Source organism: Conexibacter woesei Iso977N (genome assembly GCF_000424625.1).
GTDB classification, from domain to species: Bacteria; Actinomycetota; Thermoleophilia; order Solirubrobacterales; family Solirubrobacteraceae; genus Baekduia; species Baekduia woesei_A.
This window is the reverse complement of record NZ_AUKG01000002.1, coordinates 1,568,450-1,594,054: the sequence shown is the minus strand read 5'-3', so window position 1 is coordinate 1,594,054 and position 25,605 is coordinate 1,568,450. Positions and strand designations below refer to the sequence as shown.

The window sequence follows — 25,605 nt, the reverse complement described above, 5'->3', positions numbered from 1 at the left end:
TCGAGCGCGCTCGAAGTCAAGGGTGGTCGGTCAGCCCGCGAGCCGGCGCTAGAAGATCGCGTACTCGCGCACGGCCGGCGCGAGCCCGGTCTCGAACAGCAGGGCGTTCAAACCGTTCTGCAGCTCGGTCCCCAGCCGCCGGACCTCGCGGAACGTGACCGACTGCGACGAGTCGACCCGCCGCAGCCCCGCCAGCTCGGCGCGCGCCTCGGTGTCGGAGACCAGGCCGATCCAGCGGTCGTAGGCGCCGAGGCAGCGCACGCCGGCGTCGAGCTGGCCCGCGGCCAGGAACGCGTCGGCGACGCGATCGGTCGCCGGCAGCGCGAGCTGCTCGCACAGGAACGAGCGGACCTCGGTGCGCCCCAGCGCCGTGCAGCGCAGCGCGGGCAGCAGCCCGCCCGCGAACAGCAGCTTGCGCGACGTGCGCAGCTTCGCGTTGCGCAGGCCCCACTTGGTCTCGTCGTCGCGGTGCTTGCCCGCGAAGTCGACGGCGATCGTGCGCCAGTAGCGGATCAGGTCGTTGAGGAAGAACCGCGGCGGGCGGCGGTCGTGGCGCAGCTCGGCGAGGTAGACGTCGAGCACCGCCAGCCACACGCGCCGGTAGATGTCGTCGCCGTGGACCGGGACCGACTCCAACAACAACAACATGCGCCGGGTCAGGTTGGTGTTGGTGTCGTCGCCCAGGCCGACGTTCCTGACGAGGTCTTCGGCCGACGATGCGACGCCGAACGTGCCCTGGGTCCCGGGCGCGCGCTCGTTGCCGCCGAGCACCTCCCGGACCGCGGCCAGCTCGGCCTCGGCCTCGCCCTCGCGCTCGACCAGCAGCAGCCAGTCGTCGTCGGAGTGCTCGGTCAGCTCGCGCCGGCCCCAGGAGCCGAACAGCACGACCGAGACGTCGGCGCGCGTGTCCTCGGCGTCCAGCCGCGCGGTCGCGCCCGCGGCGAGCGCGCCGCCATCGAACTGCGCCCGCAGGTCCGCGACCGCGGCATCGGTCCGCGCGCGGGCGGCGAGCAGGTGCGGGAAGCCGTCGGCGCTGTGGGCGCCGAGGCGCTCCAGCGCGCTCAGGCCGTCGGGAGCGGGGCCTCGAGGATCCACGGCACGTCCCGGCAGCGATCGAGCACAGGGCGGAAGGCTTCCAGATCGTCTTCCGTCAAGGGGACGTGGTGGCCGTCGGCGTCCAGCGAGGAGACGTGCAGGTGGCGCAGGCGGCCCGCGAAGCGATCGAGCAGGTCGTGCGCCAGCGTCATCGTCGGGTCGGCGTCGCGCGCGTGCGCGACGTCGAGGCACAGCCCGGCGTCCGGGAGCTGCTCGAACAGCGGCGCCAGCTGCTCCGCGGTCCGGCCGGTCGCCTTGCGCGTGTCCATGTTCTCCAGCACCAGGCGGGAGCCGAGGCGGCGCAGCGTCGCGGTGTCGTCGATGACGTCCGGGTGCATGACGATCGCGTCGACCGAGGCGGGCAGGCGGTTGAGCGCGTCGACCAGCTTGGCCTCGGCCATGTTGAGGTTCTTGGACGGACCGTGGACCGAGAGGTAGTTGAACGGCAGCTGCGGCGAGGTCTGCAGGAACGTCAGCAGGCCCGGCAGCTCGTCCTCCGACAGCGCGGCGAGCTCGGCCGTGAAGGCCGACAGCGCGATCGCCTGCTCGGCGAGCGTGGGCCAGTCGCCGCGGGCCTCGACCAGGAAGCCCGTGGACGCGCCGATGGGGTGGTGCGCGAGCAGGGATCCGGAGTCGGTCAGCGGGGCCACGGGCATCATGCGGCGACCGAGCCTAGGCGACGGGGCGGACGTAGGCCGGCGAAGACCCCGCTCGGAGCGGTAGAAGTCGCGGATGGGAACGATGACCTACGCGGTGGACGGACGCGTCGCCCGGATCACGCTGGACCGCCCGGAGCGCGGCAACGGGCTGACGCGCGCGCTGATCGACGAGCTGGCGGTGCGGGTCGAGCAGGCCGACCTCGACCCGGACGTGCACGTGATCCTGCTGAGCGGCAACGGCAAGGGGTTCTGCGGCGGCTACGACCTGGTCGACAGCGCGGAGGGGCTCGGCTCCGCGGGGGACGCGCCGGTCGGCGCACCACCAGCGGGCTCGCCGCTCGACCCCGCCGTGATGGCCGCCAACCACGACCCGCGCGGGACCTGGGACCCGATGGTCGATTACGCGATGATGTCGCGCAACGTCAAGGCCTTCATGTCGCTCTTCGAGGCCACGAAGCCGGTCGTCTGCAAGGTCCACGGCTTCTGCGTCGCGGGCGGCACCGACCTCGCGCTCTGCTCCGACCTGCTCGTGATCGAGGACACCGCGAAGATCGGCTACCCGCCCGCGCGCGTCTGGGGCTCGCCGACGACGTCGCTGTGGACCGCGCGCCTGGGCCCGCAGCGCGCCAAGCGCCTGCTGTTCACCGGCGACACGCTGTCCGGCGCCGAGGCGCTCGAGTGGGGCCTGGCGATCGATGCCCCGCCCGCCGCCGAGCTGGACGCGCGGACCGAGGAGCTGGTGGAGCGGATCGCGCGGACGCCGCTCAACCAGCTGCAGATGATGAAGCTCTTGGTCAACCAGCAGATCAAGGCCATGGGGTTGCCCGCGACCCAGCTGATCGGGACCGTCTTCGACGGCATCGCCCGCCACACGCCCGAGGGCTACGCGTTCCAGCGGCAGGCGGCGGCCGACGGCTTCCGCGCGGCGGTGTCGGCGCGCGACGAGCCCTACGGCGACGCGGGCCCCAGGACGTCGGGGGTGATCCGCTAGGCGACTACCTGCCCATCGGCGCACGGATCTGCGCTGATGGCGTCGTCACCGCTCCCGCACGCGCACTCGGCCCCAGTATCGTCGCGAGTGCCAGTCTTCCTAGCTGTTAGACGAGGCTCACGGTCATTCCGTGTTGCAGGCGCGCCGGAATGGAGTCTGTGTAGAGCGCGACGCCCAGGCCATGAGTGCCATACGCCAGTGCAACCCCTGTGATCCGCGCGCGGCGGCAGTTGAGCAACACCTTGTGATTGAGCCCGAGCCTGTTCACATGCTGCACGTTTAGACGTGGCTTGAAGTAGTTGATCAACAACGCCTCGACAAGATCAACGCGATTGGCCTCAGTAAGCCGATCGCGCGCTCGATCGTCTCCCTGCTTTAGATATTCCTCTGGATCCTTCAACTTGCTATGTCCAGTAAGTAGATGCATCGTGGTGCCGCTCGCCAACACCATCCAGATGTCGCGGGGAATCTCGTCATCCGATACCTCTTCGAGGACACGCTGGTACTTCTCGTGAGTTTCTAGACGATCGAGTGCGCAGGTCCGTGCGACTTCACCACGGGCCCGCCCGATGTACTCGACCTTGAGATCGAAGACAGACGGGGAGTACGGTCTCGGAGCGCAGAACTGCTGTGCCATGAGCGCGGCGCTGTTCTCCAGTCGTTGACCGGACCGGTGAACCGCAACGAGACGCCGACCGCCACGATCGATCTCTAGGTGATCAAGCCACTCTGGGCACGGCTGTCGCCAAACGAGCGGCTCCCTCTTCGTCGCGACGGTCCACTCGATCGTGAGCTCTCCGTTTTCAGACTTCTGAGCCGCCGTCGCTCGAATCCGGGGGCGAGTGCAAATGAAGTACCAGGTGAGACGTCCGATTTCCTGTTGCAGTCTGGCCGCCCGGTTGCGTTCGGCCGCCTCGACTAGCACGTCGTAATCCGGCCCGACACATGCGAGACGCAACAAACCATCGGATGCGTGGCCGATCGCGAAGTCGACCCCTTCGGGAGCTCCGTAGCCTTGCTTCACGGCCTCATCTACTGCAGCGGCCAGGCTCGCTGAGTTATCGGGATCGAGGCGATGCCGCATGACGACGGTTTCCTTCTTCCACGCGTCATCCCAGTACCTCGACACAGCCAAAAGCTAGGGCATACTCGAGAAGGTCTGTGGTGCTGGGTTCGGCCGCCGACAGGTGCGCCGCGGCTCAGCCGGCGATCCGCGTCCCGAACAGGCGCGGGTCGTTGGTCGTGATCCCGGCGACGCCGGTCAGCGTGAGGCGCTCGATGATCTGCTCGGAGTCGACGGTCCAGGCGTAGACCTCGCCGCCGGCGGCCGTGATGCGCGAGACGAGGTCGGAGTCGACGAGCCGGTGGTGGGCCATAAGGCAGTCGAAGCGCCCCGACGCGATCGCGTCGAACAGGCGCTGCACGACGCGGCGGTTCCAGCGGTGGCGACGGCGCGACAGCCAGCCGCCGACCGAGATCCCGACGCGCGCGGTCGGCTCGACGCGGCGCACGCGGTCCAGGCAGCGCGCGAACTGCGAGCTGACGAGCACGCGGCCGGTCAGGCCGGCGGCGCGCAGCGCGGCCATCGTCTCGGCCTCGTAGCCGGGACGCTTCAAGTCCACGTTGAAGAGGAGCCCGGCGAAGCGCGCGTCGCACAGGACGGCGAGCGCCCCGACGAGCGTCAGGCACGGCCGCCGCCACGCGTCGAGGCCCGAGTGGGCGAGGACCAGGCGGCCGCGCACGCGCAGCACGTCGAACTCGATGACGTCCACGCCGTGGACGAGCGCAGCATCGAAGCTGGCGATGGTGTTGCCCGGCGCGAGCTGACCCGCGCCCTTGTGACCGACGCGCTGCATACCACGGTGATCGGCCGCCTGGACGGGTGTCTGAGTACCTCGTTCAGGGGACGATCACGTGGTCTGGGTCGGGCTGCTCGCCGGCCGGCGCCTGGGAGTAGTCGCCGAACGGGCCGTCGCGGCGGGCGACGACCGCGCCGACGCCGTCCTGCTGGGCGGTCTGGATGAAGTCCAGCGCCTCGGGCGTGTTGCGCATCAGCCCGTCGAGGATCGGCCCGAGCGTCTGCGTCGCGTGCAGGCCGTTGTTCTCGTAGTGGTGGTTGACGCACAGCTTCATCGCCGCCAGCTGGGAGGAGGGGATCGCGCAGAGCTCCTGCGCGAGCGAGCGCACGCGATCCTCCAGCTGCGCGAACGGGACCGCCTCGTTGATCAGCTGGATCTCCGCGGCTTGCCTTCCGTTCAGCGGCCGCCCGGTCAGCGCGTGGTACTTGGCGCGCGCCAGGCCGAGGCGCAGGATCCACATGCCCGACAGGTACGCGCCCCACATCCGCGAGTACGGCGTGCCCATGACCGCGTCCTCGCTGGCGATCACGAGGTCGGCGCCGAGCGCGAAGTCGCTGCCGCCGCCGACGCACCAGCCGTGCACCTGGGCGATCACCGGCTTCGGCGTGCGCCAGATCGACAGCAGCTTCTGGGTCGGCGCCAGCTGCGGCGCGGTGGCCATCGCGAAGTCCTTGCCGGGATCCCACCTCCCGTCGGTCATCATCGCGTCGCCCCAGTGCTGGAAGCCGCCGCCGAAGTCGTAGCCGGCGCAGAACGCGCGGCCCGCACCGCGCAAGATGATGACCTTGACCTCCGGGTCGCGGGTGGCGACGGCGACAGCGTGCTCGACCTCGTCGGGCAGCGGCGGGATGATCGTGTTGAGCCGCTGCGGGCGGTTCAGCGTGATCGTCGCGATCGCGCCGTCGGCGTCGTACAGGATCGTCTCGTAGGCCATGACGCCCATCATCTCCGCCGGAGCGGGCGCCATGATGCACCGCGGCATGACCGTGGAGCGCTTCGAGACCATCATCGACCTCGACACCGACCGGCGGCGCCGCGTCGCGCGGCTGGAGGCGGTCCTGGCCGACGGGCGCCGGATCGCGATCGACGGCCAGGCCGGGCCGGTCGCCGACGGCTGCCACGTGATCGAGGACTACGACCCGTCGGACTGGCTCGACATCGCGGGCGCGCTCGCCGCGCGCGGCGTCGTGGCCGACCCGTTCACGCTGCGCGACCTGCCGCACGACGTCGTGCGCGCCGACGCGCTGCTCAGCGAGATGTAGGCGTTGCCGCGGCCGCAGCGGCGGCGACGTGCCACGGCACCTTGTCGGGGTTGAGCAGGTCGTCGGGGTCGAACGCCTGCTTGACCGCGCGGTGCAGGTGCAGCGAGGCGCCCAGCTCGCGCGCCGCCGCCTCGCGCTTGAGCAGGCCGACACCATGCTCGCCGGTCACGGTGCCGCCGAGCTCCAGCGCGAGCTCGAGGATCGCGTCGAACGCCTCACGCGCGCGGGCGAGCTGGTCGGGATCGGTGTGGTCGTAGACGACCGTCGGGTGCATGTTGCCGTCGCCCGCGTGGCCGAAGGTCCCGATCGTCAGCTCGGCGCGCCGCGCGATCTCCTCGACGCCGCGCAGCAGCGCCGGGACGGTCGGGATCGGCACGCAGACGTCGTCGAGCAGCGTCGTGCCCTGGCGCTCCAGCGCGCTGTAGGCCAGGCGCCGCGCGGCCATCAGCATGCGGCCCTCGGCCTCCTCGTCGGTGGTCAGGACGAGGTTCGCGCCGGCCTGCTCGCAGAGGCGCGCCATCGCCGCGATCTCCTCGGCGCCCTCGACGCGCCCGGCGTCGCTGCGCGCGAAGACCATCGCCTCGGCCTCGAGGTCGAGGTCCATCGGCGCCAGCGCCTCGACGGCGGCGATCGTCGTCCGGTCCATCAGCTCGAGCATCGCCGGGCGGTGGCGGCGGACGATCGCGGCGATCGCGTCGCCGGCCTGGTCCAGGCGGGAGAACGACGCCGCGAGCGTGTGCGCGGCGGGCGGGGTGGGGAGGAGCCGGACGGTCGCCTGCGTGACGATCGCCAGCGTGCCCTCCGAGCCGCAGACCAGCGCGGTGAGGTCGTAGCCGGTGACACCCTTGCGGGTGGCGTGACCGAGTTGCAGGACTTCTCCTTGCGCGGTCACGACCTCCAGCGCCAGGAGCGCGTCGCGCGTCACGCCGTACTTCACGCAGCACAGGCCGCCCGCGTTGGTCGCGACGTTGCCGCCGATCGTGGAGAACTCGAAGCTCGCCGGGTCCGGCGCGTAGCGCAGGCCCTCGGCCGCGGCGGCGTCGCGCAGCGCGTGGTTGACGACGCCAGCCTCGACGGTGGCGGTCAGCGCGTCGGGGTCGAGGTCGGCGATCCGGGTCAGGCGCTCCAGCGAGACGACGAGGCAGCCGTCGATCGCGTTGGCGCCGCCGGACAGGCCGGAGCCCGCGCCGCGCGGGACGACCGGGACGCCCGCGCGACCCGCCGCGATCACCGCGGCCTGGACCTCGGCGGTCGTCGTCGGCCGCGCCAGGGCGGCCGGGGTCCCGGCGGTCAGCAGCCCGGGCGCCGCCTGGTCGTGGCGGTAGGAGGCCAGGACGTCCGGGTCGGTGATCAGCTCGCCGACCCCGGCGAGAGCGGCCTCGCGGGTGAGCGCGGTCTGCTGCGCGGCGTCCGGCATCAGGGTGAGCGTACCCTGACCGCATGAGCCTCACGTTCGTCCACACCTGCGTCCGAGTCCGCGACATCGACGCGGCGGTGCGCTTCTACGAGGCGCTCGGCTTCGAGCGGCGCGGCCGGCTGAACTTCGAGACCGCGTACAACGTGTACATGGGGTTGCCGGGCGCGGGCGACCAGCTGGAGCTGACCGTCAACGTCGGCCGCGAGGAGCCCTACGACCTCGGCGACGGCTACAACCACATCGCCTTGACGGTCGAGGACATCAACAAGACTTTGACGGTGTTGAAGGACGCGCTGGGCGTCGAGCCCGAGAAGCCGCCGTTCCACCCGGGCGGGCGCGCGGAGCTGCCGCTGATCGCCTTCGTCGCCGACCCGGACGGCTACCGCGTGGAGCTCATCGACGGCGGCCGCTTCGACACCCCGCAGGATCCGGAGCCGTCGGAGTAGACCTACACGTGCGCGCTGAGGCGGCGGGCCGCGGCGCGCACGTGGGCCAGGGCGTCGCGGCCGGGGCCGGCGCGCAACGGCAGCGGCGCGTCGGCCTTCGGGAGGCCGTGGCGCAGCAGGAAGCGCGGGTTGGCCTGCGTGAGTTGTAGGACTTGCGCGCGCGAGGCGCCGGCGGCGACCGCCGGGCCCTCGCCGTCGCGCAGCGTGTGGTCGCGGTGGCCGGGGTGGCCGTCGGAGGCGATGATGTAGGCCAACCGCGAGCGGATCAGGCGGCGCGCCGCGTCCCTGGCCTCCGGGCCCTGGCGGCCCATCAGCGAGCAGGCGTTGACCTGCAGGACCGCGCCGGCGCGGAGGCTCGGGCGCAGCAGCGCGAGGCCGCCGTCGAGCAGGCCCTCGGCGCGTTCCGGGTGGCCGATGACGACGCCGAAGCCGCGGCCGCGGATCGCGTCCAGGCCCGCGACGAACTCCGGCGTGACGCCCGTGAACGGCACCTCGGCCAGGACCCAGCGCGCGCCGGCCGGGCCGTGGGCGATGAGGTCGAGCTGCGACGCGGTCAGGTCGTGGGCCGCCGTCGGGTGGATCTCGCCACCCGGATGCAGCTTGAGCCCGACCCTCCGCCGCTCCAGCTCGCGTTGCAGGACGTACGTCCGCTCCCGGATCTCGTGGATGTCCACGCCCGGGAAGAACGGGTTGCCGACATGCGGCGTGACGGTCGCCTCGGTGACGCCCGCGGCGACCATCCGCTGCGCATGCAGCACGCTCGCCTCGAGGTCCCTGGCCCCATCATCGACGCCGGGCAGGAGATGCAGATGCAGATCGGCGCGAGTCACACCTCTGTTTTCGGCGTTCTGCGGGGAATTCGTGTTACGAAACGGGTACTTCGTCGACCAAGTTGTGCGTCACGTCGTGCTCGGTGCGCATGCGCGTCAGCTCGGCGGTGCGGTGGCGGAAGCCGCGGGCGGTGCGGCGGGCCTTGCCGTGGGGGACGAGGCGGTCGTGGAGGGTGAAGGCGGCGATGCGCAAGGGCGCGGTCGCGCGGGGTAGGTGCTTGAAGCGCGTGTCGGGGATCTGCAGCGCGTCGGCCGCGGCGTCGCCGACGAACGCGCGCTGGTAGCCGTTGATGATGTTCTTGGCGTTGCGGCGGGCGGGGCCGGGCGGGAGGATCCTGGCCGCCTCGCTCGCCTGGAAGTCGGTCAACGCGGCGATGAAGCGGCGGTCCTCGGCGTCCGGGCCGGGGCTCGTCAGCATGTACAGGTCTTCGATCGCGTCGTAGTCGGCCATCGTGATCGGTGTGAGATCCGGAGCGACGCCGATCAGGTGGCCGACGTAGCGCCACAGGTGCAGGATGTCGGCGGTCTCGCGGTCGCTGAAGCGGACGCCGAGCTTGTGCATGGCCTTGAGCGCGACCGAGCAGAACTCGGCGAGCGTGAAGGCCATGAACGGCTGCGGGATCGGCAGGCCCCAGGCGGCGTGGTCCCACTCCGGGTCGCGGTCGAGGCGGTGGCGGATCAGCGCGTGGATCATCCGGACGCGGACGGTGCGCTCGAAGCCGGGCGCGGAGGGCAGGAGGCCGCCGCGGGTCGTAACCGGTGTCAACCAGGCGGCGACTTCGAGAGAGCGGACGGCGGCGTTGGAGGCGTAGCGGCCGGTGAAGGCCAGCGGCTTGCCGGCGACGTGGTTGGTCGCGCCGGCCAGCAGGGAGGCGGCGGCGAGGACGAGGCCGAACTCGCGCGTCTGGCGCGTGAGGTGGTCGGCGGCGCGGTCGCAGGCGTCGCGGTCGAGCCAGTCCGGGTCGGTGCCGACGGCGGCCAGCAGCGCGCGCAGCGAGTCCGGCGCGTCGTCCTGGAGCACCTCGCTGCCGGCGAGCACCGCGCGCAGCCGCCGCGTCTCGCCATCGGCGACGACGGCGTCGGCGAGCGGGTCGCCGTCCCACATCGCATCGAGCCAGCGCCGGCCGAGCGCGCCGTGCCGGGCGACCGCGAGGTCCGCGTTGACGAGCGCCGTTGGATGCTCCACGTCCTGTATGACAACATGAGCTCGCCTCATCTTCTACTCATGAGTTCGACACGCACGCCACGATCGCGGCCGCAGCAGAGGCGCGCGGAGGAGATGCGCCGCCGGCTGCTCGACACGACGCTGAGCGTGCTGGCGAAGGGGCGGCCTCTGACCACGCAGGCGCTGGCCGACGCCGCGCACGTCTCGATCGGCACGGTCTACCGCTACTTCAACGACAAGCAGGAGCTGCTCGACGTCCTGCTCGACGAGGCGGTCCGGGACATCACCAACGAGCTGGCCGTGTCGGTCGGGCGCGCGATGGACCAGCCCGTCCTGGATGCGACCCGCGTCATCGTCGAGGAGCTGACGACCGCCTTCGAGCGCCACGCCCCGATCCTGCTCGCCTTCGCCGGCTCCGAGACCGAGACGGCACCCGAGATCGAACGCACGCTCTTCCCACTCGCCCGCGTCATCCCCGCCCGCCACCGCCCCGACCTCACCGACACCCAACTCGACGACCTCGTCTTCGTCACGATGGGCTTCACCGCCTCCGGCTGCCTCCGCATCGCGCTCCACCGCCCACCATCAGCGGACCGCACCGCCCTCATCGACACCACCGCCCGCATGCTCGCCGCGGCGCTGGAACCGCCGGATTTGTAGAACTTGCGCATGCCGCACGACGCTCTTGACAAGCTGATTGGCGACAGCTTCCCGCGAGACACACTCGCCTTGTACGGCCGTTGGGCACAGCTCGAAGGTTGGCTGCGCGAACTCGTGTACACCGAGCTTCGCGCCCGACAAGGAAGCGGTTGGGAGCAAGCGATCGACCGGCGGACAGCGTCTCGGAGCGATCGCGACGAGATCAACGGCTACATGGCCTCGGCCGACCGTAGCGACCTCTTGTCCTATCTCGACGTCGGACTACTGTTCCAGTTGATCGACGACAACTGGGAGCTGTTCGAGGCGTGTCTGCTGCCTCGGGTCCGATGGCTTGGTCTGGCTCACGAACTTCTGGCGATCCGCCATCGGATCGCCCACGTGAGACGCCCACATCGTGATGATCTTGCCCGAGTTGAACAGGCGCTCCGCGACCTCGATCACGGTGCACGAGTCTTCTATGCGGCATATGCGCAGGAGCGGAGGTTCGGGAATACAGGTGCGGTGGCAACCGGCTGGCGTCGGGGAGGCCATCCGACAGCCGAACGACTCATGGAGCACGCAGCACGGCAGTACGGAACTCGCTTCACGCTTCGCGCTTCGGCTCGACCTTGGGCGCCGGATGCGAAAGCTCACCTCGGCGACGCCGGTTCGCTCTGGCATGCGCAATGGATGCAGGTTGGAAGCGGTGAAGCCGATCCGGTCGAGTTCTGGGAGGGACTCGGGTCGCTACGTGGAGAGGCAGGACGTGATGCCCAGAAGCTCGCGATGCATGTGCTGTGGTCAGGCCCCGGAAGCCTCGAGATCACGTTTCCGGCGGTCGAAGATCAGAGGGCAATCGCCGACGCGATCGGTCAGTGCTTCGATGTGTTGTTGATGCAAACACGCCGCACGTCTGTCGCCCAGATCGACGGCGAAGCGTGGCAGAGGTGGACAGCAAAGGGCGACCTCTTGCCCGGCCGCGTCCAGGTGGGAAGCTTGCTGAGCCTGGCCGCACCGGACATGCCGTTCCGTGTCCTCGAGCCTTGACGGTAGCCCGAGGTTGCGGGGCGTCGAGTTCGGTGGCGGCTGACGCCAATCTCACACGTACTGCGCCGCCGCGTGGGCCGAGGCCCAGGCCCACTGGAAGTTGAAGCCGCCCAGCCAGCCCGTGACGTCGAGGACCTCGCCGATGAAGTAGAGGCCGGGGCTGAGGCGGGATTCCATGGTCTGGGAGGAGATGTCGCGGGTGTCGACCCCGCCGAGGGTGACCTCCGCGGTGCGGTAGCCCTCGGTGCCGGCGGGCGTGACCTGCCAGGCGTTGAGTCGGGTGGCGATGGCGGTCAGCTCGGCGGGCGTGTGCTGCTTCATCGGCTTGGACGGGAACAGCAGCGCCGCCATCTTCCTGGTGAACACCTCGGCCAGGACGGTCTTCAGCTCGGCGTCGGGCCGCTCCGACCGCTGGCCCTGCAGCCACTCCAGCGCATCGCGATCGGGCAGCAGGTTGATCTCCACGACGTCGCCGGGGTTCCAGAACGACGAGATCTGCAGGATCGCCGGGCCGCTCAACCCGCGATGGGTGAACAGGATGTTCTCCCGGAAGCTCTGGCCGTTGCACGCGACGACGCTCGGCACCGACGTCCCGGTCAGCTCGACGCACAGCTCCTTGAGCTCACCGCTCGCCGTGAACGGCACCAGCCCGGCACGGGTCGGGAACACGGAGTGCCCGAACTGTCGCGCGATCTCGTAGCCGAACCCGGTCGAGCCGAGCGTCGGGATCGACAGGCCGCCGGTCGCGACCACCAGCGACGCCGCCTCGACCGGGCCGAGCGTGTCGGTGCTCAGCGCGTAGCCGCCGCCGTCCCGCAGCCGCTCGATCTCCGAGACCTCCGTGTTCACGTGCAGCTCGACGCCCGCCTGCGCGCACTCGTCCAGCAGCATGTTGAGGATGTCCTTCGACTTGTTGTCGCAGAACAGCTGCCCGAGCTTCTTCTCGTGGTACGGCACGCCGTGCTCGCCGACCATCGCGATGAAGTCCCACGGCGTGTAGCGCGCCAGGGCCGACTTGCAGAAGTGCGGGTTCTGCGACGCGAAGTTCGCCGGCTCCGCGTACATGTTCGTGAAGTTGCAGCGACCACCGCCGGACATGAGGATCTTCTTGCCGGCCTTGTTGGAGCGGTCGACCACCAGCACGCGCCGCCCGCGCGCCGCGGCGGTCAGGGCGCACATCAGCCCGGCGGCACCAGCACCCAGGATCACCACGTCGGGAGAACGCATCGGCCCGACACGGTAAGGAACCCAGGCAGGAGAAGGCCTCCCGCGCGGTATCAATGCCTGCTAATCGGCGTTATGACAACTAGGGAACGCGAGGGCCGTGATAGCGCCACTCACGCTCGACCTGGAAGCCCGTCGAGCGGTAGAGGCCGAGCGCGGCCGTGTTGGCCGCCGAGACGCCCAGCGCCAGCGCGGTCGCGCCGTGCTCGAGCAGGTCTGCGCCGGCGTGCAGCAGCAGCGCGCGGCCGAGGCCGGCGCCGCGCGCGGACTTCGCCACGGCGATCTGGTTGATCCAGCCGCGGCCGTCCGGATACGCGATGCCCGAGACCCAGCCGATCGGCCCGCCGTCGCGGCGCGCGACGAAGCTGCGGTGGTCGGCAGACTGGATCGACCGCCAGGACTCCAGCGTCCGGTCGCTGTGGCCGGGCACCTCGGCCCAGCCCGCCTCCCGGTAGATCAGCCCGTGGACCGCCGGGTCCTCTTCGTCGTTGGGGACATAACGTGCCACCGAGACGCCGACGGGCCAGACCGGCGCATCCAGCGGCGGCGCGCCCGCGGGCCGGACCAGGTCGTAGAGCGAGCGCGCGTACGGGAACCCGTGCGCCTCGAACCACGCCAGCCGCGCCGTATCGGCCGCGTAGCCGTGCAGCTCGTGCGCGCCGCCGCGCGCCTCGATCCAGTCGACCAGCTCGGGCAGCACCGCGTCCGGGTCGGCGCCCGGGTCGAGCACCAGCAGCGTGCCGCCGGCGTCGCTGACCGCCGCCATGCCGACGACCCGGCCCGCGGCGTCGCCATCGCCATCGCCGTCGACCCGGACCAGCGCCTCCGGGAAGCGGTCGATCACGTCGCCGAGCTCCTCGTCGGAGATCGAGTCGTCGCCGGTCCAGGCGAGGTCCTCGGCGCGCAGCAGCGCGATCAGCGCGGCGCGGTCGGCGGGCGTGGCGGGTCGGAGCATGCGAACGATCATGCCGCGGCCGCGCGCCCGCGGCATCAGGGAGACGCCTAGCGGCTAGCTCAGCGCCAGCTCGCGCAGGTCCTCCAGCGCCGTGACGAGCCCGCCGACCGCCGGGAACCCGGACGGCAGGCCCGGGCTGGCGGTGAGCGCGTCCAGCGTCGTGTCGATCAGCGCCGTGAGGCGCGCGTGGTCATCCGGCGCGGGGTCGTCCCCCGCGCGCTCGACGAGCCAGCCCAGGCCCTCCTGCTCGAGGACCTGCTCCAGCTGCGTCCGTGCAGCGATCGCTTGTGAAGGTGACATAACGGCCCGCGAAGATAGCGCGCACGCGCCAGCAACGCCAAACCCGAACCGCAGCGCTCAGCGGTCCGACCGGATGTCGAACCGGTTCGAGTCCGGCTTCCGACCGCCGGTACGTAAAGGACAACGAAGTCCACACATACATTGGCCGCGCCTCAGGGATCACTGGCCGGTCACGGACGATGCGCTGAGGCACCACCCCACCCCCCGATCCCTGGAGTGCCGTGCCTCACGCGTTCCCCCTGCGGGCGTTCCGCTGCCTGCTGCTCGTCGCTGCCCTGATGCTGGGCGCGATCCCCGCCGCCCAAGCGGCGACCTCGCTTCCGGACCCGCTCGCCCGCGGGCCGTACACGCCGACGACCGTCGACCCGGTCAAGCTCGGCACCGTCGACCTGCAGGAGCCGAGCGCCACGGGCGGCGCCGTCGGCACCGGCACGCCGCCCGCCGCGGCCAACGCCGCGACCGTCCCGCTGCGCGGCTCGCTCTACTACCCGGCCGAGAAGACCAGGGACTCGCCGGTCATCATCCTCGTCCACGGCAACCACGCGTCCTGTAACGCCGGCGCGGCGCCGAACTGCTCGATCTTCGAGCGCAACGACCGCGGCTACGCCTACCTCGGCGAGAACCTCGCGACCTGGGGCTACACGGTCTACTCGATCGACCAGGACCAGTTGATGTTCTACCAGGACAACACCGCCAAGGGCATGCACCAGCGGCGGTTGATCATCGCTGCGGGTCTCGACGCGCTCTACGCCGCCAACCAGTCGGCGATCGCCGACGACGACACCCATAACATCGGGTCTCAGCTCGTCGGCCGCCTGGACTTCCACCGCATCGGCCTGATGGGCCACTCGCGCGGCGGCGACGCGGTCGCGTCGTTCCTGGACTTCAACCGCACGCGCCCCGCGCCCGGCCGCCGCTACGACATCCGCGGCGTGATCTCGCTGGCGCCCGTCGACTACGAGCGCAAGGCGCCGTACGGCACGGCCTACATGACGATGATCGGCTACTGCGACGGCGACGTCTCCAACCTCCAGGGCAGCCGCTTCTACGAGCGCAGCCAGTACGTCATGCCCGAAGACCCGTTCCCGCGGATCCAGGTCATGCTGCACGGCGCCAACCACAACTGGTTCAACACCACGTGGTTCGCCGATGGCGACGACTCCACGGTCAGCGACCCTGCGTGCTCGACCAACGCGACCACCAACCCGGACAACATCCGCCTCTCGGGCGGCACCTACACGCGCTCGGGCGCGTCCGGAACCTACGGCTCCGGCGACCCGACGCTGATGGGCGACCAGGAGAAGGTCGGCCTCGCGATGATGTCGTCCTTCTTCAAGCGCTACGTCGGCGGCGACACCGCGTACGACCCCTACATGACGGGCGAGCTCAGCCAGGACGGCGTCACGCCACAGCTGCCGGCCAGCGCCTGCCCGAGCCAGACGGTCTCGGCGACGAAGATCAGCTGCTTCGACCGCCTGCAGACCAGCTACTTCGCGCCGCCGGCCGAGCGCCGCGACGTGATCCGCCCGGAACCGGACGACCCGCTCGGCACCAGCGCGGTCGGCACCGCGCTGACCGGCTCGGGCTTCAGCAACCCCTACACCTCGCCCGGCGGGATCAACCCGATCCCGGCGACGACGCCCGGCGGCTACGACTGGTGCAACCCGGAGCCGACGCAGTTCCAGACGAGCACGGCCGGCGAGACCGGCCTGCCGACGGCGACCAAGGGCTGCCCGCTGCCGCCCGCCACGGCGATCGGCGGCCAGAACGGCACGCGTGAGAACGCGCCCGTCAACCACTCCTACGGCCTCCAGCTCGCGCTGGCGTGGGACAACCCGCTCGCCGCAACGGGCACGCCCGCGACGCTCGCCACCCGGATCCCGGCCGCGTCCTCGGACGTGTCCTCCTACAAGGCACTGGTGTTGGCCACGGCGGTCAACTTCTTCGACCCGCGCAACCCGTCCCGCGGCCTGACCGGCCTCTGGAACCCGGCGGCCACGACGCAGGACTTCACGATCGCCGTCAAGGACGCCAACGGCGTCGAGGGCACCGTGTCGGCCGCGTCGCCGCGCTACGGCACGGCGCTGCACCAGACCGTCGGCAACACCGGCGCCCGCGTGCACGTGACGCTCAACGACATCCGCGTCCCGCTCGGCGACTTCGCCGCCCAGGGCGTCGACCTCAGGCACATCGCCAAGCTCGAGCTGCGGTTCGGGGAGCTCGGCAAGCCGCAGAGCGGCTCGATCCAGCTCAGCGACGTGCGCTTCCAGGAGGCCGTGACCGGCCCGAGCGCGCTGACCGACGCGGCCGCGTTCGCCAAGGGCGACCAGGAGATCGCGGACAGCCCGCGCCTGGCCGCCGGCAGCGAGCCGGACGTCATCTGGGTCGGCGGGACCGCCGCCGGCGCGACGACGACAACAACGACCGCGACCGCCAAGAGCACCCCAGCCGCGGGCTGCACACCCAGCGCGGCGATCGCCTCGCTCGGCGCCACCAGGGGCAAGACCTACACGTTGACGGGCACGGCCACGGCCTGCACGCCGACGAAGGTCAAGACGGTGGAGCTGGTCGTCCGCCACGTGGCGAGCGCCAGCAGGTGCAAGTTCCTGCGCGCCAACGGCACGCTCGGGCGCACGATGCCCTGCTCGGCCCCGGTCGGCCTCGCCGTCCACGGCACCGCCAAGTGGTCGGTCCGCCTCAAGCGGGCGATGCCCAAGGGCCACTACCGCGTCGCCGTGCGGGTGGTCGACTCGGCCGGGCGCCACGTGCTCGGCAAGGCCAAGACGATCACGATCGCGTGACGGACGACATGACGACGACCAAGGACGACAAGAACATCATGCTGCTCCGCCGCATCCTCCTGGCCCTGACCGCGAGCGTTCTGCTCGCGGTCGCGGCCCCGGCCTTCGCCTCGGCGTCGACCCTGACGGTCGACGACGACAAGGCCGACTGCCCCAGCGCCGGGTTCACGTCGCTGCAGGCGGCCATCAACCAGGCCGCGCCGTGGGACACGATCATCGTCTGCCCGGGCACCTACCGCGAGGTCTCCAACGCGCCGACCTCGACCAACAGCCCGGCGCAGTCGGGTTCCAGGAACGGGTTCCTGATCACGAAGCCGCTGACGATCAAGGGTGCGGGCGCCGACAAGGTGTTCATCGAGGCGGCGGGCGAGGCCGGCAGCTCGCTGGCGGGCACCGCGCCGTACCTGCGCGACGGCGGCGGCGCGGTGATCCAGATCAACCGCCAGTCCCTGGGGTCCTCGGACATGACCGAGAACTTCGTGGACATCTCGGGCGTGACCGTCCGGTCGCCCGACGTCTACGCGGAGGCCGGGATCGCGTTCTTCAACACGTCGGGCCGGATCACCAACTCGGTCGTCGGGCCGCTCTACCACGCGGCCGACGCGACCGAGCTCGCCGCCCGGCCGCACGGCTGGGGTGTCGTGATGGCCAACTCGCTGCAGGGCGCGTCGGAGGCGACGGTCCGCCGTGAGGTCACCATCAACAACTCGCTGGTGACCGGGTACCAGGAGGGCGGCGTGCTGTTCGACGACAGCCGCGGCACCGACGGCAACGCGACCACGCAGGCGCGCTCCGGGATCGTCGAGTACGGGACGATCACCGGCTCGCGAATCGCGGGCGGCGGGCCGAGCGACCTCGTCGCGCAGACCGGCGTGCAGTACCACGCGGGTGCCCGCGGCGCGGTCAGCGGCAGCGAGATCGTCAACAACATGTACTCGCCCGACCCGCGCAGGTCGGTGGGCTTGCTCCTGACCGACGCGACGACCGGCGCCGACCCGTCGAACCCGGCGGTGCGGGCGTTCAGCGCCACCGGGAACGTGCTCAGCGGCAACGGCTACGGGCTGTTCAACGCCGACATCGCCAACAGCGCGGTCCGGCTCGGCGCCCCGGCGCTGGCCACCGGCAGCAGCGCGGCGGCGGAGAACTGGTACGGCTGCGCGGCCGGCCCGGTCCTCGGCGCCCCGTCGCAGGGCGGCTGCGACGGCATCTCCGGCAACGACGCGGCGGCCGCGCCGTCGGTCGAGATCGGCGCCGCCGCCCGCACGACCGCGCCCACGGCGCTGACGGTCCCGGCCGTCACGCCCGACGCCGCGCCGACGGGCTCGATCGCCGACCCGGCCGAGGGCGCGTCGGTCGCCGTCGGCCAGGCGATCACGCCGACCGTCGTCGCCCACGACGACTTCGGGATCGCGTCGGTCGCCCTGAAGGTCGATGGCAATGTCCTTGCCACGGACGCCAGGGCGCCGTACGAGTTCTCGTGGACGCCGGGCTACGCCGACCTCGGCGCGACCCATACGCTGACCGCGGTGATCACCGACTCGGCCGGCCAGGTCACGACGGCGCTGCTGCACGTGACGGTCCCGGTCCCGGCCGGGTACGCCGCGGCGACGATCACGCCGGACGCCTGGAACGCGGGCACGGTGCTCGTCGGCCAGGACGCGACCAAGGTGTTCACCTTCAAGAACACCGGCCAGAACCCGGTCGGGATCGCGACCGTCGCGCTCAGCGGCGACACGACGTTCAGCAGGCTGGCCGGTGACGGCGCCTGTGCCGGCGGCCAGACGCTGGCGATCGGCGAGTCCTGCACGATCACGGTGAGGTACGCGCCGACCGCCGAGGGCCCGCAGGCCGCGGCGCTGGCGATCGGCTACATCGCACCGGGCGCGACGAGCCCGATCGTGGTGCCGATCACCGCCGTCGGCCACGTGTTCAACGTGACCGCGCAGAGCGACGTGACCGGCACGGTGCCGAGCACGCTGGCGCTGAACGTGTCCGGTCCGGCGCCGAGCCTCGGGACGTTCGTCCCGGGCAGGGCGATGGACTACACGACGGCGCTGACGGTCGGCGTGACGTCCAGCGGCGGCAACGCGGCGCTGACGATCCAGGACCCGAGCGCCACGGCCACCGGCCACCTGGTCAACGGCGTGTTCTCGCTCGCGTCGCCGCTGCAGGCCAAGGCGGGTGCGGGAACGTTCGCGCCGATCGGGTCGGCGGCGAGCCCGCTGACGCTGGCGACCTACGGCGGCCCGGTGGCCAACGAGCCGGTCGGGATCGCGTTCAAGCAGTCGATCGGGGCCACGGAGGCCCTGCGCACCGGCACCTACAACAAGACGGTCGTGCTCACGCTGTCGACGACCGCTCCGTAGGCCTGACCGGATGATGGTCACGCGGCGACGGACCGCCGCCCTACCGCTGACGACCGCCGCGGCCCTGGCCTGGGCCGCGGCGGCGCCCACTTCCGCCCCGGCGGCGAGCGTGACGCTGTGGGCCTGCCACGGCCCGGCCGGGCAGGCGCTCGGCGTCCCGCCGCTGGTCGCGTCGACCGGCGGCGACGGCGTCATCGGCCAGGTCGGCGCCGGCTGCGCCGGTCCCGGCGACGGCGGCGTCCGGGCGACCTTCACCCGCCCGGACCCGAGCGGCGGGTCGTTCGCGCGCTGGCGCCTGGACGTGCCGGCGGGCGTGGCGGTGAGCGGGGTGCGGCTGGCGCGCAGCGTGTTCGGCGACTTCGGCGGCACGACGCTGGAGGACGGCGGCGCGGCGTTCGGCGTGCGCTGCGAAGCGGCGCCGGATGCCCGGTGCGCGGCGAGCTCCGTGCCCGGGATCGACGTGTCGTCGGTCCAGGTCGACGTCGTCGACGACGCGGCACCACGCGGTGCGGTCGGTGGCGTCGTCTCGCCGGCGGCGGGCAAGTTGTCGTTGTCGGTCCGGGCGACCGACGCCGGGCTCGGGCTGGCGCGGGCGACCGCGCTGCTGGACGGCGCGGAGGTCGCGAGCACCGACCTCGGCGGCGCGTCGTGCGCGGACCTCTCGCCGGGCGACGCCCACGTCGACCTGCCGGTGACCGCCGCCTGCCCGGTGACGGTCCCGGACGCGGCGCTGAGCGTCGACACGACGACGGTCCCGGACGGCCCGCACCGGCTGGCGGTCGTCGTCACCGACGCCGCCGGGCAGGCGACGACGATCCTCGACCAGGACGTCGTGGTCGCCAACGCGCCGGTGCTGACGTCGAACACCGCGACGCTCGCGATCGGCAACGGCAGCCCGGTGTCGGGCGCAGGCGGCCCCGGCTCGTCGACCGGCGACGGCGGCGGCAGCGGCAGCGGCACCGGCGGCGCCGGCGCCGCGGCGTGCGCGAGGCCCGAGCTGTCGATGTTCCTGCGCCAGAGGCCGCTCCGCGTCAGCCGCGGCACCGCCGTCCTGCGCCGCAACGGCCGCTACCGCTTCGGCGGGACCCTGACCTGCCTGGTCAACAGGAAGCGCAAGCCGGCCAAGGCAGGGCTCTTGATCGACATCATCAACAAGGTCGGCACCCACTCGCTGCTCAAGGGCGGCACCGCCACCGGTCCAGGAGGGACCATCTCCGTGATCCTCGCCTACCCCTCGTCCCGCATGCTGACCTTCCGCTACCGCGGAACCGACGGCACCACCGCGCGCGTCTCGATCAAGCTGCTCGTCAGGAAGGCGGCGCGCTGATGTGGCGCACGCGCCGCGCGCTGCTGCTGGCGGCGGTCGCGCTCGCGACCGCCGCCGCCCCGGCCGCCCGCGCGCAGAGCGACACCGACGTCGGCGGCACGGTGCCGTCGTACCTCGGGCTCGAGCTGGACCAGACCGGGCCGCTCGCGCTGACCGCGCGGGTCACCGCGACCGATCCGGGCGCGACGTTGAGCGTCGGGGACGGCGCGGCCGGTGCGCCGACGGTCTTCACCGCACCGCTGCGCGCCTGGACCGATGCGATCTCCGCCGCCCCCGTGCCGATCGTGCTCGACGCGTCCGGCCCTTCCACCGTCCTCATCACCGTGGCCACCGCGCCGTGAACGACCAAGGCAATCACCTCATGTTGAACCGCATCCTCGTCCCGTCCCTCGCCGTCGCCGCGCTGGCGGTCGTGCCGTCCGCGCTGGGCGCCGGCGGCCTCGCGCTGACCCCCGCCGTCGTCGAGCACGCGGCCAAGCCCGGCACGGTCGGCAGCATCACGGTGGACAACTCGTCGGCGGTCGCGCTGAAGGTCACGGTCACGCCGCGGCCGTGGAAGCAGGCCCGCTCGGGTGCCGTGGCGCCCGACAGGGCGAAGTCGTTGCTCGGGAAGGTCGGCGTGTCCGCGCGCTCGTTCACGCTCGCCGCCGGCGCGAGGAAGAGCGTGACCCTCACGCTGAAGGGCCGGCCGGCCGGCGGCGCGCTGTACGGCGCGGTCGACGTCGTCGGGCTGCCGACCGCCGCCACCAGGCGGTCGAGCAGCGGCGTCGTCACCGGCTACCGGCTGATCGGCTCGCTGCGTCTCACCCCGGCGAGCAAGCGGCTGCACCTGCGCGCGGGCGCCGTCCGGGTGCGCGGCGGCAGGATCGTCCTCCCGGTGACCAACATCGGCAACACGATCGACCCGGTGTCCGGCAGCGTCCGGCTGACCGGCGCCTCCGGCGGGCGGACCGTCGGCGTCGCGGCGACCAAGGTCCTGCCGGGCGCGACCGTCGAGCTGCCGCTCGGCAGCGCCAAGGGCCTGCCGAAGGGCCGCTTCACCGCGCGCGCCGCGCTGACGCAGGGCGGCAGGACGGTCCTGCGCGCGAGCAAGGCCTTCACGTTGAAGTAGCCTCACGTTCATGCGCGTCGCGTTGATGATCGAGGGCCAGGAGGACGTGACCTGGGAGGACTGGGTCGCGCTGGCCGAGACCTGCGAGGCCGTCGGGATCGAGGCGCTGTTCCGCTCCGATCACTACCTGTCGGTCTCCGGCCACAACGAGCGCGGCGCGCTGGACGCGTGGGGCACGATCTGCGCGCTGGCCGCGACGACGACCACGCTGCGGCTCGGCACGATGGTGTCGCCGACCTCGTTCCGCCATCCCTCGATCGTCGGCAAGCTCGCGACGACCGCCGACCACATCAGCGGCGGCCGGATCGAGCTCGGCCTCGGGACCGGCTGGTCGGAGGTCGAGCACACCGCGTACGGCTTCCCGTTCCTCTCGATGGCCGAGCGGATGGACGTGCTCGAGGAGCAGCTGGAGATCATCCACGACGGCCACTGGGGCGAGGACGACAACTACGCGTTCAAGGGCAGGCACTACGAGCTGAGCGGGTTGTCGTCCTACCCCAAGCCGGTCCAGCGCCCGCACCCGCCGCTGATCATGGGCGGCGCCGCCGGCCCGCGCGCGGCGCGGCTGGCCGCCCGCTGGGCCGACGAGTACAACACGGTCATGCCGACGCTCGACGAGGCCGCCGAGCGCAAGGCGAGGATCGACGCCGCGTGCGCGGCGGCGGGCCGCGAGCCGATCCCGTTCTCGATGATGGGCCCGGTCGAGATCGGCCCGGACATGGCGCCGACCGTCGACCATCTCAAGGCCTATGAGAACGCCGGGGTATCGCGCGTCTTCATCCAGCACCTGGAGCACCGCGATCTCGCCACGGTCCGCCGGATCGGCGAGGAGCTCGTGCCCGCGCTGCGCGCCTAGCGCACGCGGGTGAACGTCAGCTTCCACTCGATCGTCGTCGTGGTCGTGTAGACGCCGCCGGCGCCGAACGTCTGGCGGTCGTCGTACTGCTTCCTGCCGTGCGCGACGATCGTCCTCTGCCTGCCGAACCAGCCCGCGATCGGCCTGCGCTGCGCGGTGGGACGCGCGGTCGCCACCGGCCACGCGCCCTCGGTCGTCTGACGCGGCGTGATCAGCGAGCACTGCGCGAAGCTCACCTTCTCGCGCACGCCGTGCTCGGCGGTCGTGACGTCCGGGGTCAGCTCGACCGCGCGGCTGCCGCTCCAGCCGAGCTGCACGTCGTAGTCGACCAGCAGCGTCCCGCAGTCGGGCGGGATGGGCGGCGGGTCGTCGGCGCCCATCGGCTTCATCGTCACGCCGCACGTACCGGCGGTGTAGTTGGTGTTCATCGTGCGGCTGCGCGTGACCTGGCCCTTGGCCTTCAGGCCGCCGGTGTCGTGCGGGTCGTTGAGCTTCCAGCTGCCGTACTGGAACTGGGTCGCGACGCCGTTGGAGAAGGCCAGCACCTTGTTCTGGCCGGTCGAGGCGACGTGCCAGGTCTCCTCCCCGTGGCCGTCGACCATCGAGGTCCGGTAGCAGTCCTGGGCCTGCTGGTAGGCGGGCAGGTTCCAGGTCGTGTGCGCGGTGCCGTCGAAGGACACGGAGAACTTCGCCGCCCTCTCTGCGGCGGCGGGCGACGCGACGGCGAGCGTGGCGGCGAGGGTCAGGAGCGGGAGGCGAGCGCGGTGCATGAGACCACGGTGCCGCCCGCCGTCCCGCCCGGCATCGGGGACATCCCTGGCCGCGCCGAGGGTGCGGCTGCCCGAACCTCAGCGCAGCGCGGCCTTGACGGCGGGCGCGAGGTCGCCGGGGCCGACAACGGTGACGTCCTCCAGGCCGAGCCAGGACGCCATCGCGCGCAGACGCTCGGCCAGGGCCTCGGCGGTCTGCGGCGGCGCGCCGGGCTCGGCGTGGGCGGCCTGGACGAGCAGCGCGCTCGCAGCGCGGTCGGACTTGAGGTCGACGCGGGCGACCAACCGGTCCCCGAGCAGGAGCGGCAGCACGTAGTAGCCATGCACGCGCTGCGGCTTGGGCACGTAGATCTCGATCCGGTAGCGGAACCCGAAGACGCGCTCGACGCGCGGGCGCTCCCAGATCAGCGAGTCGAACGGGCCGACCAGCGCGCAGGCGTCGACCGCGCGTGGGATCCGCGCGCCGGGCGTCAGGTAGGCGACGGTCCGTTCGCCCCACCCCTCGACGGCGACCGGCAGCAGCTCGCCGGCCTCGACCAGCTCGGCGACGCGCGGCCTGGCGTCGGCGGCCGGCAGCCGGAAGTAGTCGCGCAGGTCGCTCTCGGTCGCCACGCCCAGCGACCGCGCGGCGACGCGGAGCAGCTCGCGCTGCGCCTCCTCGTCGGACGGCGTCGGCGTGTCGAGCACGCTCCTCGGGAGCACGCGCTCCGGGACGTCGTACAGCCGCTCGAACCGGCGCCGCCGCGCGCTCGTGATCTCGCCGCTCCAGAACAGGAACTCCAGCGCGCGCTTGACGTCGCTCCAGTCCCACCACGGGCCCTTCCTGCCCCGCGGCTCGTCCAGATGCGCGAGCTCAGAGGCCGTGAGCGGCCCGCGGTCGCGCAGGTCCTCCAGCACCGCGGCGACCAGCTCCGGCCGGTCCTTCGCGATCCGCCGCATCCCGCCCCACGCGTCGTCGTGCGCGCGGCGCATCCGCCAGCGCAGGTGCGGATGCAGCTCGACCGGGATCAGCGACGCCTCGTGGCCCCAGTACTCGAACAGCCGCCGCGGCGCGTAGTGCGACAACTTGTCGAGCAGGTCGATGTCATACCCGCCCAGCCGCGCGAACGCGGGCAGGTAGTGCGCACGCTGCAGCACGTTGACCGAGTCGATCTGGATCAACCCCACGCGGTCGACCACCCGCGAGCGCAGCGCCCGCGCATCGACCGCGCGATCGAGCGGCCTGGCCTCGGCGAAGCCCTGCGCGGCAAGCGCGATGCGCCGCGCCTCGGCGGCGGAGAGCGAGGTCCGGCGGCGCCGGGCAGTCGGGGAGCTTGAGGAGGTCATCGGGGAGACCGCACATGGTGGCGCACGACGCAGACGACCCGCATCCAGTTAGGGTGCCCTAAGACATGAACCGATCCGCCGTCACGCTGCTCCTGACCGCCGCCCTCGCCCTCGCCGTCGCCACCGGCTGCGGCTCGTCCGACGACGACGCCTCGTCCGGCAGCGGGGCCGCCGCCACCAAGACCGCCAACAACGCCGGGACGTTCCCGGTCACCGTCCAGCACCGCTACGGCGCCACGACGATCAGGTCCCAGCCCAAGCGGATCGCGATCGTCGGCTTCACCGAGCAGGACATCGTGCTGGCGCTGGGCCAGAAGCCGATCGTCACCACCGACTGGTACGGCAACCAGCCCTACGCGACCTGGCCGTGGGCGCGCGAGGCGCTCGGCGACGCCAGGCCGACGGTCCTGAAGGCCGCCGACGGCATCGACTTCGAGGGCGTCGCCAAGGCCCACCCGGACCTCATCGTCGGGACCAACGTCGGCATCAAGCAGAAGGACTACGACAAGCTCTCGCAGATCGCGCCGACCGTTCCCGGCTGCAAGGGCCGGCCGGTCTACTTCTGCCCCTGGGACCAGCAGACCGAGCTGGTCGCCGCCGCGCTGGGCCAGAAGGCGCGCGGGATCCAGATGGTCAAGGACATCAAGTCGCGGTTCGCGAAGGCCGCCGCCGAGCACCCCGAGTTCCAGGGCAGGTCCGTCACGTTCAGCCAGAACGCGTTCTACGACGGCAGGCTGTACGCCTACCCGCCGGGCCTGGGGACCGAGTTCCTCAGCATGCTCGGCTTCACGATCAACCCCAAGTTGCAGGGGTTGGCCAAGCCGGGGATCCAGGCCGCGATCTCGGCCGAGCGCCTCGACGTGATCGACACCGACGTCCAGGTCTTCGCGACCGAGAAGCCCGGCGACGTCGGCAACCTGCTGAAGATCCCGACGTTCCGGGGCCTCAACGCGGTCAAGGGCCACCACACGATCTTCACCGACGCGACGCTGTCGGGCGCCATGTACTTCACGACGCCGCTGTCGCTGCCCTACGTCCTGGACCACCTCACGCCGCAGCTCGCCGCAGCGGTGGCGGGCAGGGCGCCGCGGAGGATGGTGTCGTGACCGTCACGCGGGTGAGGCCCGCGCCGCAGTCGCGGCAGCGTGCGGTGTAGCGC

25 protein-coding genes are annotated in these 25,605 nt (G+C 71.9%); 12 read left to right on the top strand and 13 right to left on the bottom strand.

The window, feature by feature from the left end; translation table 11 throughout:
- Nucleotides 1-48: 48 nt before the first annotated feature.
- A complete protein-coding gene (locus H030_RS0120015; protein WP_027007413.1) occupies nucleotides 49-1,095 on the bottom strand; it encodes a hypothetical protein in 1,047 nt (348 codons plus the stop codon).
- A complete protein-coding gene (locus H030_RS33800) occupies nucleotides 1,062-1,754 on the bottom strand; it encodes a TIM barrel protein (RefSeq protein ID WP_051223209.1) in 693 nt (230 codons plus the stop codon). The genes H030_RS0120015 and H030_RS33800 overlap by 34 nt, the downstream gene beginning before the upstream one ends.
- Nucleotides 1,755-1,827: 73 nt before the next feature.
- On the opposite strand from H030_RS33800, the gene H030_RS0120005 reads away from it, so the two are divergent.
- Nucleotides 1,828-2,745 (top strand): crotonase/enoyl-CoA hydratase family protein, encoded by a 918-nt coding sequence (locus tag H030_RS0120005; protein WP_027007412.1) that lies wholly within the window; start codon nucleotides 1,828-1,830, stop codon nucleotides 2,743-2,745.
- Nucleotides 2,746-2,851: 106 nt separating this feature from the next.
- On the opposite strand, the gene H030_RS39260 is transcribed toward H030_RS0120005, so the two are convergent.
- The 3 genes from H030_RS39260 to H030_RS0119990 all read right to left on the bottom strand — a co-directional run bounded on the left by H030_RS39260 (nucleotide 2,852) and on the right by H030_RS0119990 (nucleotide 5,547).
- Complete coding sequence (locus tag H030_RS39260; protein ID WP_196809205.1) at nucleotides 2,852-3,874, bottom strand: hypothetical protein; 1,023 nt, start codon at nucleotides 3,872-3,874, stop codon at nucleotides 2,852-2,854.
- Nucleotides 3,875-3,944: 70 nt separating this feature from the next.
- Nucleotides 3,945-4,601 (bottom strand): glycerophosphodiester phosphodiesterase, encoded by a 657-nt coding sequence (locus H030_RS0119995; protein ID WP_027007410.1) that lies wholly within the window; start codon nucleotides 4,599-4,601, stop codon nucleotides 3,945-3,947.
- Nucleotides 4,602-4,644: 43 nt separating this feature from the next.
- Entirely contained in the window at nucleotides 4,645-5,547 is a 903-nt protein-coding gene (locus tag H030_RS0119990; RefSeq protein ID WP_027007409.1) for a crotonase/enoyl-CoA hydratase family protein, read from the bottom strand.
- Between H030_RS0119990 and H030_RS0119985 the strand changes: the two genes are divergently transcribed.
- Nucleotides 5,537-5,866, top strand: coding sequence for a hypothetical protein (locus tag H030_RS0119985; protein WP_027007408.1), 330 nt, complete (start codon nucleotides 5,537-5,539; stop codon nucleotides 5,864-5,866). The genes H030_RS0119990 and H030_RS0119985 overlap by 11 nt on opposite strands.
- On the opposite strand, the gene H030_RS33795 is transcribed toward H030_RS0119985, so the two are convergent.
- Entirely contained in the window at nucleotides 5,853-7,283 is a 1,431-nt protein-coding gene (locus tag H030_RS33795; RefSeq protein ID WP_081690966.1) for an FAD-binding oxidoreductase, read from the bottom strand. The genes H030_RS0119985 and H030_RS33795 overlap by 14 nt on opposite strands.
- A gap of 23 nt (nucleotides 7,284-7,306) precedes the next feature.
- Between H030_RS33795 and H030_RS0119975 the strand changes: the two genes are divergently transcribed.
- On the top strand, nucleotides 7,307-7,729 hold the full coding sequence (locus H030_RS0119975; protein WP_027007407.1) for a VOC family protein: 423 nt from the start codon (nucleotides 7,307-7,309) through the stop codon (nucleotides 7,727-7,729).
- A gap of 2 nt (nucleotides 7,730-7,731) precedes the next feature.
- Here the strand turns inward: H030_RS0119975 and H030_RS0119970 are convergent, their stop codons facing one another.
- Both H030_RS0119970 and H030_RS0119965 read right to left on the bottom strand, forming a co-directional pair.
- A complete protein-coding gene (locus H030_RS0119970; protein WP_155892164.1) occupies nucleotides 7,732-8,559 on the bottom strand; it encodes a CpsB/CapC family capsule biosynthesis tyrosine phosphatase in 828 nt (275 codons plus the stop codon).
- A gap of 34 nt (nucleotides 8,560-8,593) precedes the next feature.
- Complete coding sequence (locus H030_RS0119965; protein ID WP_027007405.1) at nucleotides 8,594-9,745, bottom strand: oxygenase MpaB family protein; 1,152 nt, start codon at nucleotides 9,743-9,745, stop codon at nucleotides 8,594-8,596.
- Nucleotides 9,746-9,784: 39 nt separating this feature from the next.
- On the opposite strand from H030_RS0119965, the gene H030_RS0119960 reads away from it, so the two are divergent.
- Complete coding sequence (locus H030_RS0119960; RefSeq protein ID WP_196809203.1) at nucleotides 9,785-10,384, top strand: TetR/AcrR family transcriptional regulator; 600 nt, start codon at nucleotides 9,785-9,787, stop codon at nucleotides 10,382-10,384.
- Nucleotides 10,385-10,393: 9 nt separating this feature from the next.
- Nucleotides 10,394-11,410 (top strand): Swt1 family HEPN domain-containing protein, encoded by a 1,017-nt coding sequence (locus tag H030_RS39255; protein WP_155892163.1) that lies wholly within the window; start codon nucleotides 10,394-10,396, stop codon nucleotides 11,408-11,410.
- 51 nt (nucleotides 11,411-11,461) lie between these two features.
- Here H030_RS39255 and H030_RS0119945 read toward each other — a convergent pair whose 3' ends face one another.
- The 3 genes from H030_RS0119945 to H030_RS0119935 form a co-directional block, all read right to left on the bottom strand.
- The gene (locus tag H030_RS0119945) at nucleotides 11,462-12,637 is read right to left on the bottom strand and encodes an NAD(P)/FAD-dependent oxidoreductase (protein WP_027007401.1); all 1,176 of its coding nucleotides are present in this window, start codon (nucleotides 12,635-12,637) and stop codon (nucleotides 11,462-11,464) included.
- Nucleotides 12,638-12,716: 79 nt separating this feature from the next.
- The gene (locus tag H030_RS37575) at nucleotides 12,717-13,589 is read right to left on the bottom strand and encodes a GNAT family N-acetyltransferase (RefSeq protein ID WP_027007400.1); all 873 of its coding nucleotides are present in this window, start codon (nucleotides 13,587-13,589) and stop codon (nucleotides 12,717-12,719) included.
- 54 nt (nucleotides 13,590-13,643) lie between these two features.
- Entirely contained in the window at nucleotides 13,644-13,889 is a 246-nt protein-coding gene (locus H030_RS0119935) for a hypothetical protein (protein ID WP_027007399.1), read from the bottom strand.
- A 221-nt stretch (nucleotides 13,890-14,110) separates the two neighbouring features.
- On the opposite strand from H030_RS0119935, the gene H030_RS33780 reads away from it, so the two are divergent.
- From H030_RS33780 to H030_RS0119905, 6 genes are read left to right on the top strand one after another with little or no spacing between them, the layout of a single operon-like run.
- Nucleotides 14,111-16,690, top strand: a complete 2,580-nt coding sequence (locus H030_RS33780) for an alpha/beta hydrolase (protein ID WP_231398485.1) — start codon at nucleotides 14,111-14,113, stop codon at nucleotides 16,688-16,690.
- Complete coding sequence (locus H030_RS37570; protein WP_027007398.1) at nucleotides 16,687-19,056, top strand: Ig-like domain-containing protein; 2,370 nt, start codon at nucleotides 16,687-16,689, stop codon at nucleotides 19,054-19,056. Before H030_RS33780 ends, H030_RS37570 begins: the two co-directional genes overlap by 4 nt.
- Before the next feature lie 10 nt (nucleotides 19,057-19,066).
- Nucleotides 19,067-20,383, top strand: a complete 1,317-nt coding sequence (locus H030_RS0119920; RefSeq protein WP_035128012.1) for a hypothetical protein — start codon at nucleotides 19,067-19,069, stop codon at nucleotides 20,381-20,383.
- A complete protein-coding gene (locus H030_RS0119915; protein ID WP_027007396.1) occupies nucleotides 20,383-20,724 on the top strand; it encodes a hypothetical protein in 342 nt (113 codons plus the stop codon). The genes H030_RS0119920 and H030_RS0119915 overlap by 1 nt, the downstream gene beginning before the upstream one ends.
- Nucleotides 20,725-20,744: 20 nt before the next feature.
- Nucleotides 20,745-21,494: a hypothetical protein gene (locus H030_RS0119910; RefSeq protein ID WP_155892162.1), complete on the top strand. Its 750-nt coding sequence runs from the start codon at nucleotides 20,745-20,747 to the stop codon at nucleotides 21,492-21,494.
- 10 nt (nucleotides 21,495-21,504) lie between these two features.
- Nucleotides 21,505-22,350 (top strand): TIGR03560 family F420-dependent LLM class oxidoreductase, encoded by an 846-nt coding sequence (locus H030_RS0119905; protein WP_027007394.1) that lies wholly within the window; start codon nucleotides 21,505-21,507, stop codon nucleotides 22,348-22,350.
- Here H030_RS0119905 and H030_RS0119900 read toward each other — a convergent pair.
- The gene (locus H030_RS0119900) at nucleotides 22,347-23,120 is read right to left on the bottom strand and encodes a hypothetical protein (RefSeq protein WP_027007393.1); all 774 of its coding nucleotides are present in this window, start codon (nucleotides 23,118-23,120) and stop codon (nucleotides 22,347-22,349) included. The two genes, H030_RS0119905 and H030_RS0119900, sit on opposite strands and share 4 nt — an antisense overlap.
- 78 nt (nucleotides 23,121-23,198) lie before the next feature.
- The gene (locus H030_RS0119895) at nucleotides 23,199-24,446 is read right to left on the bottom strand and encodes a winged helix-turn-helix domain-containing protein (protein ID WP_027007392.1); all 1,248 of its coding nucleotides are present in this window, start codon (nucleotides 24,444-24,446) and stop codon (nucleotides 23,199-23,201) included.
- Nucleotides 24,447-24,511: 65 nt separating this feature from the next.
- On the opposite strand from H030_RS0119895, the gene H030_RS0119890 reads away from it, so the two are divergent.
- Complete coding sequence (locus tag H030_RS0119890; RefSeq protein WP_027007391.1) at nucleotides 24,512-25,552, top strand: ABC transporter substrate-binding protein; 1,041 nt, start codon at nucleotides 24,512-24,514, stop codon at nucleotides 25,550-25,552.
- Nucleotides 25,553-25,605: the final 53 nt, after the last annotated feature.